The organism is Ornithinibacillus gellani (genome assembly GCF_003730295.1).
Lineage (GTDB): Bacteria > Bacillota > Bacilli > Bacillales > Amphibacillaceae > Ornithinibacillus_A > Ornithinibacillus_A gellani.
Genome location: NZ_QTSZ01000024.1, coordinates 19209 through 35598, shown reverse-complemented (window position 1 = coordinate 35598; position 16390 = coordinate 19209). Strand labels below are relative to the sequence as shown.

General features: G+C 37.1%; 13 protein-coding genes and 1 riboswitch. Of the genes, 2 read left to right on the top strand and 11 right to left on the bottom strand.

Going from position 1 to position 16390, the window contains the following annotated elements; genetic code table 11:
* Positions 1 to 195 precede the first annotated feature (195 nt).
* The 3 genes from DX933_RS07585 to DX933_RS07575 form a co-directional block, all read right to left on the bottom strand.
* Positions 196 to 3303, bottom strand: a complete 3108-nt coding sequence (locus DX933_RS07585) for a hybrid sensor histidine kinase/response regulator (protein ID WP_123315865.1) — start codon at positions 3301 to 3303, stop codon at positions 196 to 198.
* 231 nt (positions 3304 to 3534) lie between these two features.
* The gene (locus DX933_RS07580; RefSeq protein WP_145962267.1) at positions 3535 to 3891 is read right to left on the bottom strand and encodes a hypothetical protein; all 357 of its coding nucleotides are present in this window, start codon (positions 3889 to 3891) and stop codon (positions 3535 to 3537) included.
* A gap of 187 nt (positions 3892 to 4078) precedes the next feature.
* Positions 4079 to 4537 carry a carboxymuconolactone decarboxylase family protein gene (locus tag DX933_RS07575; RefSeq protein ID WP_123315863.1) on the bottom strand — a complete coding sequence of 153 codons (459 nt, stop codon included), beginning with the start codon at positions 4535 to 4537 and terminating at the stop codon, positions 4079 to 4081.
* Positions 4538 to 5123: 586 nt separating this feature from the next.
* Here DX933_RS07575 and DX933_RS07570 point away from each other — a divergent pair.
* Positions 5124 to 5798 carry an ABC transporter ATP-binding protein gene (locus DX933_RS07570; protein ID WP_190279449.1) on the top strand — a complete coding sequence of 225 codons (675 nt, stop codon included), beginning with the start codon at positions 5124 to 5126 and terminating at the stop codon, positions 5796 to 5798.
* 307 nt (positions 5799 to 6105) lie between these two features.
* On the opposite strand, the gene DX933_RS07565 is transcribed toward DX933_RS07570, so the two are convergent.
* Together DX933_RS07565 and DX933_RS07560 are read right to left on the bottom strand one after the other, a co-directional pair.
* The gene (locus DX933_RS07565; RefSeq protein WP_123315861.1) at positions 6106 to 6597 is read right to left on the bottom strand and encodes a hypothetical protein; all 492 of its coding nucleotides are present in this window, start codon (positions 6595 to 6597) and stop codon (positions 6106 to 6108) included.
* A 59-nt stretch (positions 6598 to 6656) separates the two neighbouring features.
* A complete protein-coding gene (locus DX933_RS07560; RefSeq protein WP_223805911.1) occupies positions 6657 to 8132 on the bottom strand; it encodes an MFS transporter in 1476 nt (491 codons plus the stop codon).
* 243 nt (positions 8133 to 8375) lie between these two features.
* Positions 8376 to 8472, top strand: a riboswitch (SAM riboswitch).
* A gap of 185 nt (positions 8473 to 8657) precedes the next feature.
* Here DX933_RS07560 and DX933_RS07555 point away from each other — a divergent pair.
* A complete protein-coding gene (locus DX933_RS07555; RefSeq protein ID WP_123315860.1) occupies positions 8658 to 9977 on the top strand; it encodes a Na+/H+ antiporter NhaC family protein in 1320 nt (439 codons plus the stop codon).
* Between the two features lie 408 nt (positions 9978 to 10385).
* On the opposite strand, the gene DX933_RS07550 is transcribed toward DX933_RS07555, so the two are convergent.
* The 6 genes from DX933_RS07550 to DX933_RS18705 all read right to left on the bottom strand — a co-directional run bounded on the left by DX933_RS07550 (position 10386) and on the right by DX933_RS18705 (position 16115).
* Positions 10386 to 11504 (bottom strand): 5-methyltetrahydropteroyltriglutamate--homocysteine S-methyltransferase, encoded by a 1119-nt coding sequence (locus DX933_RS07550; protein WP_123315859.1) that lies wholly within the window; start codon positions 11502 to 11504, stop codon positions 10386 to 10388.
* Between the two features lie 230 nt (positions 11505 to 11734).
* On the bottom strand, positions 11735 to 13012 hold the full coding sequence (locus tag DX933_RS07545) for a cytochrome P450 (RefSeq protein WP_123315870.1): 1278 nt from the start codon (positions 13010 to 13012) through the stop codon (positions 11735 to 11737).
* 34 nt (positions 13013 to 13046) lie between these two features.
* Positions 13047 to 13895: an aldo/keto reductase gene (locus tag DX933_RS07540; RefSeq protein ID WP_123315858.1), complete on the bottom strand. Its 849-nt coding sequence runs from the start codon at positions 13893 to 13895 to the stop codon at positions 13047 to 13049.
* A 257-nt stretch (positions 13896 to 14152) separates the two neighbouring features.
* Entirely contained in the window at positions 14153 to 14923 is a 771-nt protein-coding gene (locus tag DX933_RS07535; RefSeq protein ID WP_123315857.1) for a DUF7225 domain-containing protein, read from the bottom strand.
* 333 nt (positions 14924 to 15256) lie between these two features.
* A complete protein-coding gene (locus tag DX933_RS07530; protein ID WP_123315856.1) occupies positions 15257 to 15997 on the bottom strand; it encodes an SMI1/KNR4 family protein in 741 nt (246 codons plus the stop codon).
* Positions 15957 to 16115: an SMI1/KNR4 family protein gene (locus DX933_RS18705; protein WP_123315855.1), complete on the bottom strand. Its 159-nt coding sequence runs from the start codon at positions 16113 to 16115 to the stop codon at positions 15957 to 15959. The genes DX933_RS07530 and DX933_RS18705 overlap by 41 nt, the downstream gene beginning before the upstream one ends.
* Positions 16116 to 16390: the final 275 nt, after the last annotated feature.

The window sequence follows — 16390 nt, the reverse complement described above, 5'->3', positions numbered from 1 at the left end:
TTTGCCGCTGACTTCCTTCAGATTCCATCTCACGATGGACACCCTTGTCTTGAGCTAACCGTTACTACTGCCTTCACGGCTCAGGACTTTAACCTTATAGAATATGTGCATGCCTCGCACACAAAAACCACCTCATAGATAGCATCAAGCTACCTGTGAGGTGGAAAGGCAAAAGTACAATTGAATAATTATCCGTCAGATGGGATTCGGCACTGTAAATGATATGGTGGTGCCAGCATTTGGTTTACTATCAACCTGCAGCCCCTTCCCATACAACCGTTTTAGTCGCTGTTCCGTATTCATTAACCCAATACCTGCTTTTCGCTCAGGTTTAATTGTAAATATTTGCTTTATTGTTTCCTCCTCCATCCCAACACCATCATCCATAATAGATACTTCTGTATAATGATCTATGGTACAGATTCGGATTGTGATTAATCCTCCAGCAATCCGCTTTAACACACCATGATTCACTGCATTTTCTACTAGGGTTTGGATAGAAAGTGGTGGAATGAGCACATCCTCAACTGCATCTACTTCCCATTTTATCTGCAATCGTTCTCCAAATCGTTCCTTCTCAATGTATAAATATGATTCAAGTAAATCCAGTTCGTACTGAAGTGGAACAAGCTTATCTGTATTTTTTAAATAAAAGCTACGCTGCAAATAATGGGCAAATTGCTCCATCAAGCGTACCATCCTATCTGTATCAATCTCACTTAGTGAAGCAATTGCATTGAGTGTATTTAATAAGAAATGCGGGCGGATTTGTGCCTGCAGCCAAGCAGCCTCCATTGCTAATCGTTCTTTTATGGAGGCTTGTAAATTTGTTAAGGCATGTACCCGAACATGAAGTTCCACTGCATCAACTGGTTTTTTAACATAATCATTTGCCCCAGCTAGAAAGCCGGCATAGACATCCTCTGAGTTTCCCCGTGCAGTTAAAAGTAATATAGGTAATTCCGAAATAGAATATTTCTCTCGTATCAATCTTGTTAATTCATAACCCGACATTTCTGGCATCATAACGTCAGAAATCACCAAGTCCCATTCCTTCCAGGTTAATTTCTCAAATGCTTCTTGTCCGCTCGTAGCACCTACTACTTCATATTGATCTTTTGGAAGCATATTTTGTAATACCCTCAAATTGATAGGATCATCATCCACTGCCAAAACTTTTGACTTATATGCCATAGATTTATCTCGAATTTGGGAAACGGTCTCTGTCATAGCGTGTAATGTAATCGGTGCATCCTTTAACTCGAAATCATTTATCGGAATGGGTGGGGCCGTTGCTGCCACTTGCCCTTCAAAATCTTTTTCTGCAACTGGTAACGAAAAAGTAAATACCGAGCCTTCACCCAACACAGATGTTGCTTCTAACTTTCCGCCATGGAGTTCTACCAATTGCTTACAAATACTTAATCCAAGTCCAAGACCACCACCAATTGCTGTCATACTGGAATCACCTTGTTCATAGGGATCAAATATGGAATGAAGCGTTTTTTCATCCATACCAATTCCAGTATCTGTTATATGTATATAGGCCATATCTGCATTTATCTCTCCAGTAACCTTAATGCTTCCTTCCGCTGTGTATTTAATTGCATTATGAAGCAGATTAAACAGGATTTGGATCAATCGATTTCTATCTGCTACCACATGAGGGAAGTCTTTGGGAATGCAAGCTTCCATGTGAATGTTTTTATTTTCGATTAGAACCTTGAGCATATCCATCACAAGTGCTGTAACTGATTGAACATCCATACGATCACATAAAAGCTGAATTCGATGTTCCTTTAGCCGCGTGATGTCAAGTAAATCTTCCAGTGTCCTTGACATATGATTCCCAATTGTAAGCTGGAGCGTTAAGTCATCCCTTGTTTTTTCATCCAATTGCTTGGAACGATTACGCAAAATAGATTGTGCAATATTAATCAATCCATGAAGTGGATTTCGAAGCTCATGAGACGTATTCGCAAGAAAATCATCCTTCTGTTTCAACTCATTTTGAAGTTGAGCAGCAAGCTTTTCATTGGAATCATTTAAAGCCAAAAGCTGTACATTTTGTTGCTCTGTTTTCCGAATAGATTTTGCAAAATCCTTACTCATTAATATGACATGAATCAAAACATAAACAGCAACCGCAGGCAACATTAAATTCCAAAATTGATAGAAGTTCTGTCCAATTGCAAAGTCATTAAAGAAAGCAAGGAAGATAATCCCCATTCCAATCAAATTGATCTTTGCAATTCGGTTTTGATTACGAATGCTCTTGTATATGACGTATATCAAATAGAAAAAGGTTGGAATCGTTAAATAAAACACCTTAAAAAAGAGTGCCTGAAAGAACATGGGCTGTGTAAATAATGTCACTATTATAAGTGCCAGGTGGACAAAAACTAGTCCTTGCATAATCTTCTTGGAAAACTCTTTTTCATGCCATTTCCATAAAAGAATGACATAAAACATGGAAGTTGCTTCAGTCAAAATGTACTCCAATCGAGTACCCCATAACCACGACATATTTAGGAATATGAGGCTATAGTAAAAGGGCACAGCAAATATTGCGCGAACAGAAATAAGCATTGCGAACAAACCAAAAATTAAAAACACGTGCTCCTGCCTACGGTACATAGCAAAAAGAACCATAAACAGTCCAATAATAAAAATACATCCATTCACAAATAGTGTACCAATCATATTAGCATTAAATTTATTGGCAACAACTGATGATTCACCCAAATACATGGAATTCTCCAATCCCCCACGAATATGATTGAAGCTTGATACCTGGATGGTAAGCTGCATTTCACCGGATTCCCCAACAAAATAACCGATTCTTGGCGACATCTCCGCATCATGTGAAAGTGAATCCTGTCCCACCACGCCATTTTTTGCAACCTCTCTTTGGTTCACATATAGCGTATAAGCACTATATTGATAAGGTACATGAATAGCAAGCGACTTTCCCACAAATTCCTTAGGGATTTTAATCGTTGTCATATAGGTACCAAAAGAATTCATTTCACCTGTATGATCATCAAAAGAATCAGGGAGTGAAACGATTTCTCCCATTCCCTTACTGCTTAAACTTCTAGTCTCATTCGGCGTCAATAGCTTTTCTTTAAAGAAATACCATTCCCCATCTAAATCCGTATAAAAATCTTTTGTCGCATCTAGTTGGCTTAAATCATGTTCCGATTTTCGCTTATCCTCTGCTGAAATACCGCCGCCTATTGCCATGATGGTGGTAAACATAACTATAAAAAAGAAGACATATTTTTTCTTTAGTTTCCTCAACCATTATCCCCCGCTCCACACACCGTGACTTGCATGTGAATTTCAAAATAGATATAATATTTAACTTATTTTATCACAAATGCCTACAATCATTTACTTAGCGTGATATATAAAATAAATGCCCAGGTATGGTGGTTAGTTAGTGACCACAACCTAGGCATTTATAGCTGGAAAAAGCTTGATTTTTATAAATGAATTTGCGTAAGCAGAACTCAAATTTAAACATAACGACTACCCTACCATCTTACCGATTATAGGCGGCATTGCTAGCATAATAACAGAAACCGTAATCAGTACAGTCGTAACTGCAGGAGACAGCTTTGCATTTTTTTCACTGCGATAAAATCCATTAAATTGAAGCCGATTTCTATATAAAACAAACATCAATACTAGAATTCCTAAGGCGCCCATCCAATCCTTTTCATGCGGGTAATTCCAGATTGGATATATATTTTCTATAACCACAAACCCTATTAGCCCTCCGACCAACAAACAAACTAGGATAATCCGAAGCATTTCAAGTCCAGCTATGAATACTTTTTTCACCGCTCCACCTCCAATATCACGAATGGTATAAATGTTGTACATGTCTAACCACATCGCCGTTTCAAAGCGAAGTTATACATTTCTTTTAGTATACTTCTCCTAAAATTTAATTCAACTGTATCCTTACAAAAGAAATCAAAACAGGGAATACTAAAACACATAAAAAATTGAGCAAAAAGCCACCCGATTTTCCATTGAGAGATGTAAATATATCCCTTTATCATTGTATCTAATTTTTTGCTGGTTGATAGTTTCCAGGGACTACCCGCATCGTTATTGCAAGGCGATTCCAACTGTTGATTGTATTTATCGCATATACCAAATCCACAAAATCCTTTTCATTAAAGTACGTGCGAACGTGATGATATAATTCATCTGATATATGATTTGTGGATATTTCCGTAATAGCCTCTGTTAAGTCCAAGGCTGCACGTTCTTTTTCCGTGTAAAAATCTGTTTCGCGCCAAGCATTTAATGCATATAGGCGTTGTTCCGTCTCGCCATTCGCTCGTGCATCTTTTGTATGCATATCTAAACAAAATGCACAACCATTTATTTGTGAAGAACGAGTTTTCACTAGTTCCAATAAAGTGGATTCAAGATTGGTGGATTTAATATACTTTTCAAAGTCCATCATTATTTTTGCTGCTTGAGGTGCAACCTGATAATAATCTATTCGTGATTCCATTGAAAATCTCCTCCAATTCTTCTTACACTTATATTATAATCCTGTTGAATTAGATATTCAGGGATTTTGCCTCATAGACCAGTTAAATCCAAAAGAATGAATGCCCCTACACTTGATTGTTTATAACATTTATCGCTATCATAGGAGAGATAGCATCGGTATGCTTAAACTATTCTGAATATACAAAATGGATAAAGAATATTTCTCCTTCCAAATAATTTTATGGATAATTAGCAAGTTGTTTTGAACTACCCGCCACTTATCGACCTTACGGTCTGATTGAAGTGGGGGATCAACTTCCCTTAAAGGTCCGATTCTGTTCAACTAACATTCAGTGGGGGGTAGAGAAACCCCCACTAAATGAAGTTTTCACATTACATATGCTTTCAAGCTGTCGGACAATTGAGATTGCTAAAGCAATCCCTTGTCCGAAGGCGATTCATCTCCCACTTATCGCTGGGCTTTGCCCTTCACGCGCTTGAAGAAGGATTTTTCTCGCCTGTTTTTGATAAAAATTAAGTTAAATAGCATACATCGTACAAAGGCTACTTCAAACAGAAATATATTTTAAGGGGTGTGAATATTAATCAATCGAATAGAATGCAAGCGGTTAACAAGAGCCTTTGGGAAAGGTGGAACTGAAACAATCGCGCTTCAACAGGTCAATTTGACATTTAAAAATAAGGAATTCACTGCAATTATTGGTCCGTCTGGATCGGGTAAGTCAACTTTATTAAGTTTAATTGGAACACTGGACGAACCGACAGATGGCATAATTACTTATGATCACGAACAAATACAAATGAAAAATAAAAATAAAATTGCTGATTTTCGCTTTCAAGAAATAGGTTTTATTTTTCAACAATTTCATCTTTTACCAACCTTAACTGCAATAGAAAACGTGCTTACCCCACTTTTTACAAGGAAAGTACCATATGACAAATTAGAACGTGCCATAGAGGTACTTAAACAAGTAGGACTCCAAGATAAACATCATTCTCTTCCGTCCCAATTATCTGGAGGTCAGCAGCAACGTGTTGCAATTGCACGTGCCATTGTACATAAACCAAGCTGGTTATTGGCTGATGAACCTACTGGCAACCTTGACACGAGAACAGGAGAGCAGATTTTTGCATTATTAAAGGAACTAAATGAAAAAGAGCAGTGCAGTGTCCTGTTTGTTACACATGACACTGCACTGGCAGCGAAAGCAAACCGTATCATTTCAATGAAAGACGGTATGGTGATTTCAGATAAGTGAAGCCAACGGGAAATTTGGATTCTGAAACGGGTAAACAAATTATAAGCTTAATGGTGCGAAATTCTTAATACATACTGGTTTCCATATATTTTACCCTATTTTCAAATTTTTACAAATATTACACCAACTTCTATATTAAATTATACAAATGTTTATATTGCGCTTCACTTTAAGCCCGTACACCTTGTTCTACATATAATTAACCAAGGATAAAAACGCTTTGCGCGAAGGACCATAGCAAAAGAAACTACAGAAAGTTTGTGGACATTATGATTAGGACATTAATACAATTCATATGGTCCATGAATCAATTAATTCTTTTTTCATCTTTACTATAAATAATAACTTCATACGTTTCCCCTTTTAATGAAGTAACAACATCTGGCGATTGAAAGTACGCATGTATTATTTCTTCAAGCTGTTGACTGTGTGATTGATCCTTTGCACTAGCGGAAGTTCTTATTTCAAAAGTTAAGGGTTTCTCCTTATAAGAAAATCCAATTACCTTGTATTTTTCTTTTTCCGTTAATGCATGCGCTAATTGAGTAATATTTTTTTGTAAATCTGTCGTCGGCGACAGGGTGTAATTATCTCCAACAACCACATCTGAACCAGATGCCGATATATCAAAGGCATACAATTTATAATTGGTTTGGTCTTCCAATTTTCTTTTTACCTTTTCAATATATTTTTGTAGTGCTTCACTATCAGTCAAAGATGTACGAACTTGGATAAAAATTTTCTTATCCAATGGCACTATCTCTATATATTCATAAGCGACACGAAGTTCATCTAACAATCTTTTTAACGGTCCCCATTCCGCGCTTTGGAATGGGGACCAATTTGGTATATTTATTATTATTTATCTCCCGTTTCATTATTATTTTCTTCCATACGTTCTTTGATTTCTTGTTGTTCTTCTCTCCACCATAAGGCTTCCATGTCTTCCAGCACTTCCTTAATTTCTGTTTCCTCTGCAACTGCTGGCGCATCGCCGCGTAATGGTTTACCAGAGGTATTTTCAACATAGATGGAGACGACAATAATCCCGATTACCGCTGCAAACATAAGATAATATGCTGGTGCAAATGTCGATGCTGTAATATTAATTAACCACGCAATCAACAATGGTGCGGTTCCACCAAATAAGGATGCAGAGACGTTATACGTGATGGATAAGCCACTATAGCGTACCTCCGTAAAGAATAAGGAAGGAAGCTGTGATGGCATTGTTCCCTGGAGTGCAGATAATAGCACTGCAATAATAAGTAATCCAAAGAACACGAGTATATTACTGCCAGTTTCGATTAGTTTAAATGCTGGAATGGCTAACACAACCATACCAATTAAGCTTCCAATAATAATCCGCTTATTTCCGATTCGATCACCATAATGTCCCATTAATAGTACAATCGGGATCATAATGAACATGACGATAAGAATAAGCAATAAACCTTTTGTATTACCATATCCAAGTACATCAGATAAATGGGATGGCATATAAGTCAAGACAGTATAGTCAATGACGTTATAGAAGAACACCAAAATAATTGCGATGATTAGCGGCCTGCGATGGTAAATCAACATCTCTTTTAACGAGATGGATTGACTCCCTGTTTCGGCTTCTTCCTTTAGTTCCTCCATTTTCGCAAAAGCTGGGGATTCTTCTAGATGGTTTCTTAAATACAAGCCAATAATTCCGATTGGCCCTGCAATGAAGAATGGAATTCTCCATCCCCAATCGAGCATGGCCTGGTCTCCCAGCATATACGTAAGTATGGTTACAACTCCAGAACCGGCAATGTATCCTACCAATGTTCCAACTTCTAAACCACTTGCCATAAACCCACGTCGTTTATCTGGGGCGGATTCTGCAATAAATGTCATCGCACCAGAATATTCGCCACCGGTAGAAAAACCTTGTACAAGTCTGGCAAGTAATAATAAAATTGGTGCCCATATCCCGATACTTTCATAAGAAGGAATAAATCCAATACTAAATGTAGCAACAGCCATCATGATAAGCGTCAGTGCTAATATTTTTTTACGGCCTAATTTATCACCCAAGCGCCCAAATACTACCCCACCTATTGGGCGGACCAAAAAGGCAACTGCAAATGTACCAAAACCAAATATTAATCGATAAGAATCATCGATACCGGAATAAAATACCTCGGAAATAATAACGACTAAGTAGGAATATATTCCAAAATCAAACCACTCCATCGCATTCCCCATCGCGGTAGCGACGACGGCTTTTCTGGCAACATCTGTGTCAACAACTGTTATGTCACTTTTCTTTAATTTCTTTGCTTTTGTTTTTTTACCTTTCACCTTGTAAATCCTCCTGATACTTTCATTTCTGCATTTCCAAATTTGGATGTATAAGTTATATACCCATTCAAACTGATGAACTAACGGCATATGAACAAGCTTTTGCATGAATATGAGCTTTTTACCATCTTTGGCATATTTTTTTATAAAAATAATTCATATTCAGGACAAAATTATTTTTCCTCATTCTCATTTGACTTATCCACTAACTATGAATTAGTATTATATACAATTGAATAAATTTTCTTATTAAGAGAAGTTTAGGGATCTGGCCCGATGATACTTCAGCAACCTTCTAGGATAGAAAGGTGCTAAATCCAGCATTTGTGAAAGATAAGAAGCGCATTTACAGTATTTCCTTCCTTATCTTTTTTAAGGAAGGTTTTTTTATTGAAAAAATGACTAAGAAGGGACGGTTACAGCTGATGTCATTCGGCGGCATTCCAAATGAATGGATCTGTATTACCTATATTTTGAAAACGGACGAAGTACAATATCTAATATTTAAAGAAAGTAAGTGATCACATGAAAAAAACTAACATTGCTGGAAATCCATATGCCTTATTACCTTTTGTCGTATTCATTCTTTTATACCTGGGAACAGCGGCTATTACCGGAGACTTTCGCAGTATACCCGTTATTGTTGCCATCTTAATTGCTAGTCTATTCGCATTGACCATGAACCGACAGGAAAGCTTCGCAAAAAAAGTAGAGATATTCTGTAAAGGTGGCGGAAATTCAAATATTATTTTAATGGCCCTTATCTTTATTTTGGCTGGTGCTTTCGCATCTGTAGCAAAAGCAACAGGGGCAGTAGATTCTATCGTGAACCTGGGGACCTCTCTACTACCTGCAAATTTATTAATGGTTGGTCTGTTTGTGATTAGTTGCTTTATCTCCATTTCCATGGGAACTTCAACTGGAACAACTGTAGCTATTGCGCCCATCGCGATTGGAATTGCCGAATCAACAGGAACAAATCTTTCCTTAGCATTGGGAGCGGTTATCAGCGGATCCATGTTCGGCGACAATTTATCCATGATATCTGACACGACCATCGCTGCAGTCCGTACGCAAAAAGCAAACATGAAAGATAAATTTAAGACGAATTTTTTAATTGTTTTGCCGGCAGCGATAATAACCGCCATTATCTTTGCGTTTATACCAGCTGGAACAACTACGATAAGCGATGGACAGCCCTATAGTCTCATCACCATTCTTCCTTATTTAGCAGTATTAATCATTGCTGTACTCGGAGTTAATGTGCTCATCGTATTAATTGGTGGGATTGTTTTTTCCGGAATCATTGGTTTAATGAATGGTTCGTTTGGCTTTTTTGAATACTTAGGAATTGCTGGAGATGGAATCATGGGAATGGAAAACCTAGCGATGATTGCCATTTTAATCAGTGGTATGGTAGAAATTATTAAGCATAACGGTGGAATTGAATTTCTTTTAAATTATATTGTTAGTAAAATAAAATCAAGAAGAGGCGCAGCTTTCGGTATTGCCGGACTTGTCAGTGCAGTAGACGTTTCTACTGGGAACAACACTGTAGCCATTCTTATGTCAGGTCCATTGGCAAAGGATATATCTACCAAGTACGATATTCAACCAAGACATTCAGCTAGTATTCTTGATTTATTTTCCTGCTGTATGCAAGGGCTTATTCCGTATGGCGGTCAAATGCTGGCAGCTGCTGGGCTTGCTTCCATCACACCAGCATCTATCGTCCCCTTTACCTTTTATCCGATGTTAATTGGTATAAGCGGAATCATCGCCATTTTGGTTTTATTTAGAGGACCAAAGCATAGTACTCCACAAGTCAATCAGAAAGCACAGTAATCCATGTATGACGACCATTATTCATGTTTGGATAAAAAATAATCAACTTTGCCAAAACTTTGGTTAGGACTGTTCGTTTTCATTTTGGCCAGCCCAGCGTACCATAATTTGAAAAGGAAATCCCCGTATGTTTATCCAACATGCGGGGGCTTCCACTATATTCCCCTTATATTTACACCCTATTTTCTAACAGCTGATTGTCTATTATGCTTCTTCATAGAATAGGAGCCGCATGATTCCAGCGAAGAGACAATAGTATGTAAAATATAAAATTTTTCCTTCTTTCATCCCGCTTTTAACCGCTTCATTCAAAGTATGTCACAACAAATGCGGCGACAAAATAAAACCAGCTTTTCTACGAAGTTTCGATAGAAAAACTGGTTTTCACTTTTCATTAGGTCAAACGAGTTAGTCCCAAACCCGATTAGCAATGTTAATCGTATGGCGTATTTTATCCCATTGTTCTTCTTCCGTTAGGATATTTCCTTCCTCCGTACTGGAAAATCCACACTGCGGACTTAATGCCAGATTTTCTAAAGGAATGATTTGACTCGCTTCATTTATTCTATCTTGAATCACAGCTGCATCTTCCAGTTCAGGAAATTTAGATGTAATTAATCCGAGGACAATCGTCTTGTCATCGTGTTTGAAACTTTTTAGCGGTTCAAAGTCGCCTGAGCGTTGGTCATCATATTCCAAAAAGAGTCCATCGACATGAATATCGGCAAAAATAGCATCCGATATTTGGTCGTATCCACCACTTGTTATGTAAGTCGATTTAAAGTTTCCACGGCAAATATGCATGGTAATGATCATATCATCAGGTTTTTTAGAAAGAACATCATTTAAACACTGAACACGGGTGCTAATGATATCCTCTACTTCCATATCAAATTTTTCAACCGCAGCTTTTATCCGTTCTTCTGAAAGAAAATCAATCCAGGAAGTATCATCCAATTGTAAATAGCGGCAACCTGCATCATAAAACGCTTGAATCGCTTTTTGATACGCTGCTACTGTATCCTGATAAAACTGATTTCTGTCTCCATGATAATACTCATCACCCTGAATTCTGGTGAATAACATATTAGGACTTGGTATGGCAAACTTAGCAATCTGGCTTCCATCACCATATTTCTCCACTGCGTCTTGTAAGAACGTAAAATGTTCTAGCATATCATGATCATGAAAACCTACCTTGCCCACTACCTTAATAGCATCATTCCTTGTCTTGGCACCTTTAAAATTATTTATATAGGATGCTTCAAACTGTTCCACCCCTTCTAACCCGGATAGGAAATCTAAATGCCAATAGGAACGTCTAAACTCACCGTCTGTAATGGATTTAAGTCCTACTTCTATTTGTTTTTGAACAAGTTTCTCAATCTCTTTATCCTCTACTTCTTTCAAAGCTGCCTGGTCTATTTTCCCATTTGCATATGCTTCTCTAGCCTGTTTAATAGGTTCCGTTCTTAGTAGACTACCTACATGGTCGGCTTTAAAAGGTAATTTAACTGCCATATTCATTCTCTCTCCCTGCATTTTTATTAGATTTGTAACTGCTAAAATGATGTTCCTTATGGCTATTCATTATAAATGCTATCAAAAATTATGGCAATCTTCCGTTATATAATATGTACAAGATGATAATCGTTGTATCTGTTCTATGTACGGTTTGAGGGAGCGATTATTAAGCCGCTCCCCACCCCACCCAGCAATTTGCAATGATTTGGCACGATTCGCGTAGCCCTTCCGTCTTATGCTTGTATGCATGATGTATCTTTAATTAATAAGGCTTTACTATTAGGGTAAGTCGGGAATTGATCCATTGGAATCGTCCAATCTTGTTCCGGTACAGTAAATTCATATTTATTCACCAACTGATCGGCAAAAACACGCATGCTGTGAAGTGTAATCCATTCGCCTGCACAGCGATGCATTTCTCTAAATTTCCCGCCACCTTGAGCAATCATTTCGTATTGTTCCTCATATGAAATATCTTTCGTCTTGCCAATATATCGTTTCATATCAAATGCATCTGGAGAATCGATTGTCCGCTCATCATGGTTGGTCCCATAAACATCTAATACGACCCAACTGTCTTTGGGGATCTTGTATCCATCAATTTCAACATCTCTTACAGCATTGGCTGGAAGCATCGGGAAAAATGGATAATACCGACGCATTTCCTGAATAAAAGGATCTTGTAGATTATCAAAGTCAGCTTTTAATTCCTCATAAATACTTTTTTGAGCAAATAATGCATGTCCCATCAAAGTCATCCAAACCGTTAGTGCAACAGTTGGTCGAATGATATTTAACAATTCGACGGCTGCCACATCAACTGGCAATAACTTTCCATCTAAGTCCGTCGCATTTGCAAAGACATATAATGCATGATTTTCTTTACCAGGGTCCGGATGTTCTCTAGCTTCTTTTATAAGGTCTTTCGCCCACTTTTCCGAATGCTTTCGATCAGTTATCCCTTTTAGATGGTCAGTTGGTGAAGTGATTGCACTACTAATCATGGAGATTTGGTTTCGCGCAAGTTTTTCCAATGTTTCCGAATCATATCTTTCTACATGAATTCCAGACCACTCACAAATGGTATTAAATAAAACTTGATTGGATAAATCAAATAATTCAAATTCACCATCTTGTTTATCTAAAGCTTCTGTTAGGTTCTTATCCAATAATATATGGTAATCATCCATTCTTTCCGGACTCATTAAATCCATGAAATAATGCTTACGATGATGATGCTCCTTGCCTTCCAAGGTCTGGACTCCATCTTCACCAAATAACGTTTTTAAAACAGGTTTCGGCATAGCACCTTCACGTGTGAAGTTTTTCGCATCGTAAAATATACGAGCCGCTTCTTCCCCGTAAATAGCAATAATAGCTTGATTTAAAAATTTAGCTTTAACAACTGGAGCATTTACATCTTCCCGAAGTTCCCCTAAAAGTTGATAACCCTGATGGATCAAATCCTTTATTTCAGTTAGTTTTATTTTGGTTTCTGGTACCTGTTTCACTGATGGTCCTCCTTTATAAAATTCAAGCACTTTTTTATTCATATTCTTCATATTCATTTGGATGCTGTCCTTCGACTCTTCCGGGTTCTCCTTTATCCAAGCTGTCGATTTGCTTCATATCTTCATCGCTTAGTTCAAAATCAAATAGATTTAGGTTTTCTTTTTGATGTTGGGGAGAGGATGCCTTTACAACAAATAATACATCGTTTTGGATATTCCAACGTCCAATCACTTGGGCAGGTTTTTTATCGTACTTCTGTGCAAGTGAAATAATCGTATCATTTTCGAGCACATCATTTATTTCACGGCCTAAAGGACTCCAGGCTTCTGTGACAATCCCCCGCTTTTTATTTTCATTTACTAATGCTTTATTGTTAAAATACGGATGCCGTTCAATTTGGTTTGTAGCGGGTGTGACGCCTGTTTTTTCAATAATGCGGTCAAGATGCTCCGGTAAGAAGTTGGACACGCCAATGGTTTTAATCAAACCAAATTTCTGTGCATCAACTAAGGCTTGCCATGCTTCCACGTATTGATCTTGTTTAGGTAATGGCCAGTGAATCAAGTATTTATCCATATAGTCAATTCCGATACGATACAATGTCTCCTGAATCATTTGGATGGCATCGTCATAGCTATGAGCAGCACCAGGGAGTTTAGAGCTGATTATCAATTCTTCTCTCGGGACTGCCGTTCGTCTCACTGCTTCGCCAACCATCCCTTCATTATGATAGTTTGTTGACGTATCAATTAACCTGTATCCCGACTCAATGGCATTTAACACATCGTAAAGACCAAGGGCCCCTTTCACATTTACAGTTCCAAAAGCAACAGACGGTAAAGTGCTTCCGTCATTTAACACCATAGATTTTATGTTATTCATTTTATTATGCTCCTTGTCTTATATTTAATAACCTTCCTTTATATATTTTTCCCTCATCTAGAAACGCATTAAACATAAAGATTCCCATACTAAACCAAAAAAACGCCCAGTCACAACATGGAGCAGTTTCATATACAAAGGGATGACTCGGGAAAACATAAAAAAAGCAACCACCCCGATGCGCATCAAGCATCATCAGAAGGTTACTTTATTGAACGGGATAGTTATAACAGAATCATTAAAAGGTGGTCCATCCATCATAACAATTTAATAATGGATGCTTTTCTTAATGAACCAAGACCAACCTCAAAATGATTTCCGTATAACTTTCGTGTTGGAATTTCTTCCTTGGAACCATAAAATATTAACGAAAAATCATCATCTTTATACTGTACAACGAAAAGGTCATCAAATTGTTCATAGGTGTTTTTATTAATAGAAATAAAACCCGTATCCTGTGCGGTTGTTTTCACACTTATTCTTCTACCTTCACTTATAACATCAAATCCCTGTTGATTCGTTACTTTGGCCAAAGAACCCTTCGTATACAGAACACAAAAAAATTCTCCTAAACGCCCTATGAGATGTCTCAATTCAGTTGCCTTACATCCGAGTACATTTAATTCAAATCTTAACATTTCCAAGTATTCTTCATATAATTTTTCAATTTGTGATATTCCCATTGCGTCTTTTTGACCAACCTGATCCTTAGCGTAGAGATGAAGTTCCCCTTTATCCCATTCACCTACGATAGACTCAGCTACTGTACCTTTTGGTTTATGATAAATCAATCCAGTATAAGGATAGTTTTCACCAACATATTTATAGGTACTTCTATTAACATATACAAATAGATGCTTATTAAAAAGAATTCCATTATTATAGCGATTATAGCAATAGTCAGAAAGAATAATACTGCCGGGATTTGTATTAAATTTCGATCTTAATTTACTTTTTATTTCTTTAATGGATAAAATGCGTCCTTCTTTCCCTTGAAGAATATCCATCAACTGCTCATAAATAGTCACTACAATCCTCCCCTTAATATTTTTTCTCTACATCAAGTATAAGGTATCTAGATTTAGATTGCTTTGCTGTTTATAAACACGATATCTATAAACATGGCAAAACCTTAGCTTCCTCAATGCGAATTGCCGAATTGTAATCGATAGAAGATGCTTGGGCTAAAGGGGACTAACAGACAGAAAAAGTAACATAATAGAAAACGTAAAAACATTTAAATTGTTCATTCTTTTATTCATGCAAAATTTCCACCTTCTTTACGTGGCTAATTTCACTATTATAGGTATGGGCTGCTACGGCGGATTGAACTTCAACCGTAGCACAATGTAGGGAAATACCTACCCTCTATTCTTTTTACTATCAACTAACATTTGTAGCTTTTTAGCATACCTTGGAATTTCTGGATCAGAGTGTTTAGATAATTGCTTAATTACACGCCACACTAACGCTTTGTTTTCAGAACTCTCCATGGCGTATTTTGACTCAATAAACTTATACAAGACTTCCGCAACAGCATGAGGTGCAAAGTCAGCCTTCTTCGAATGAACTAACTGCTCCATATTCGTAAGTAACCAGGTTGAATCATCGTGACTGCAAAAATATTCCAATGCTTCTTGTATAATACCTACTTTGTCCGTTTTGAAGAATTTTTCTGCTTCCTCATGCGTATAGCTATCGTGAAATTTATCAAGCTTTGTTAAATCGTTTGATCCATCGTCTTCATCTTCATATAACTTGCTTAGAAGTTCCTCAAAGTTGGTGGCGATGACATCTTCGAATTCCATCTCCATATCAATTAAGATAATTGGAGGGTTCGTTTTGGTTTGACGATAATCAAATGCAATAAATCTTTCGCCTGCGTTATCACTTATAATGACAATATCTTTTGGAAGTTCCCACTCTTTAATGAGATAGATTGATTCCAAAACACCTTCACTTTTCTTTGTACTGATACCATACAGAAAATCAATGTTTAAATCAGCATTTTCCTCTGGGTTCTCCTCATCGATATCTTGTTCGTAAACATATGGATAGCGATTACATTTTAACTCCCCCCCCGTTCTTCTCTTTAAGTAGATTTATATAAGAAACTGGGAATTTGATACCCAATTTCCTTTCTACTTTTTCTATCGTTTTATCATCTAGCGGATCCAACTCATAGCCATCTAGTACGTGATTTCCCCAAAAGTCAGCCATTGATTATACACCTCTCACTGCAAATTTATAGATTAGGTTATCATAGATAATAGGGATTATTTTAATATGTGGCTCTTTTAATTTATCACCATTTAATAGGAAGGGGGGTAGGTCTTTTTATTCATTCCATCGACAGATTTCTACTAACTAACAATAAAAGAAAATGGATTGGGCTAATGTAACCGTCAAGTAAAAATGAACATTTTAGTTTAGCAGTTACACTTTTTCATTTATGAGCACTAATCTTAAAGATGTTTTATCTTGGGGCATGCGAC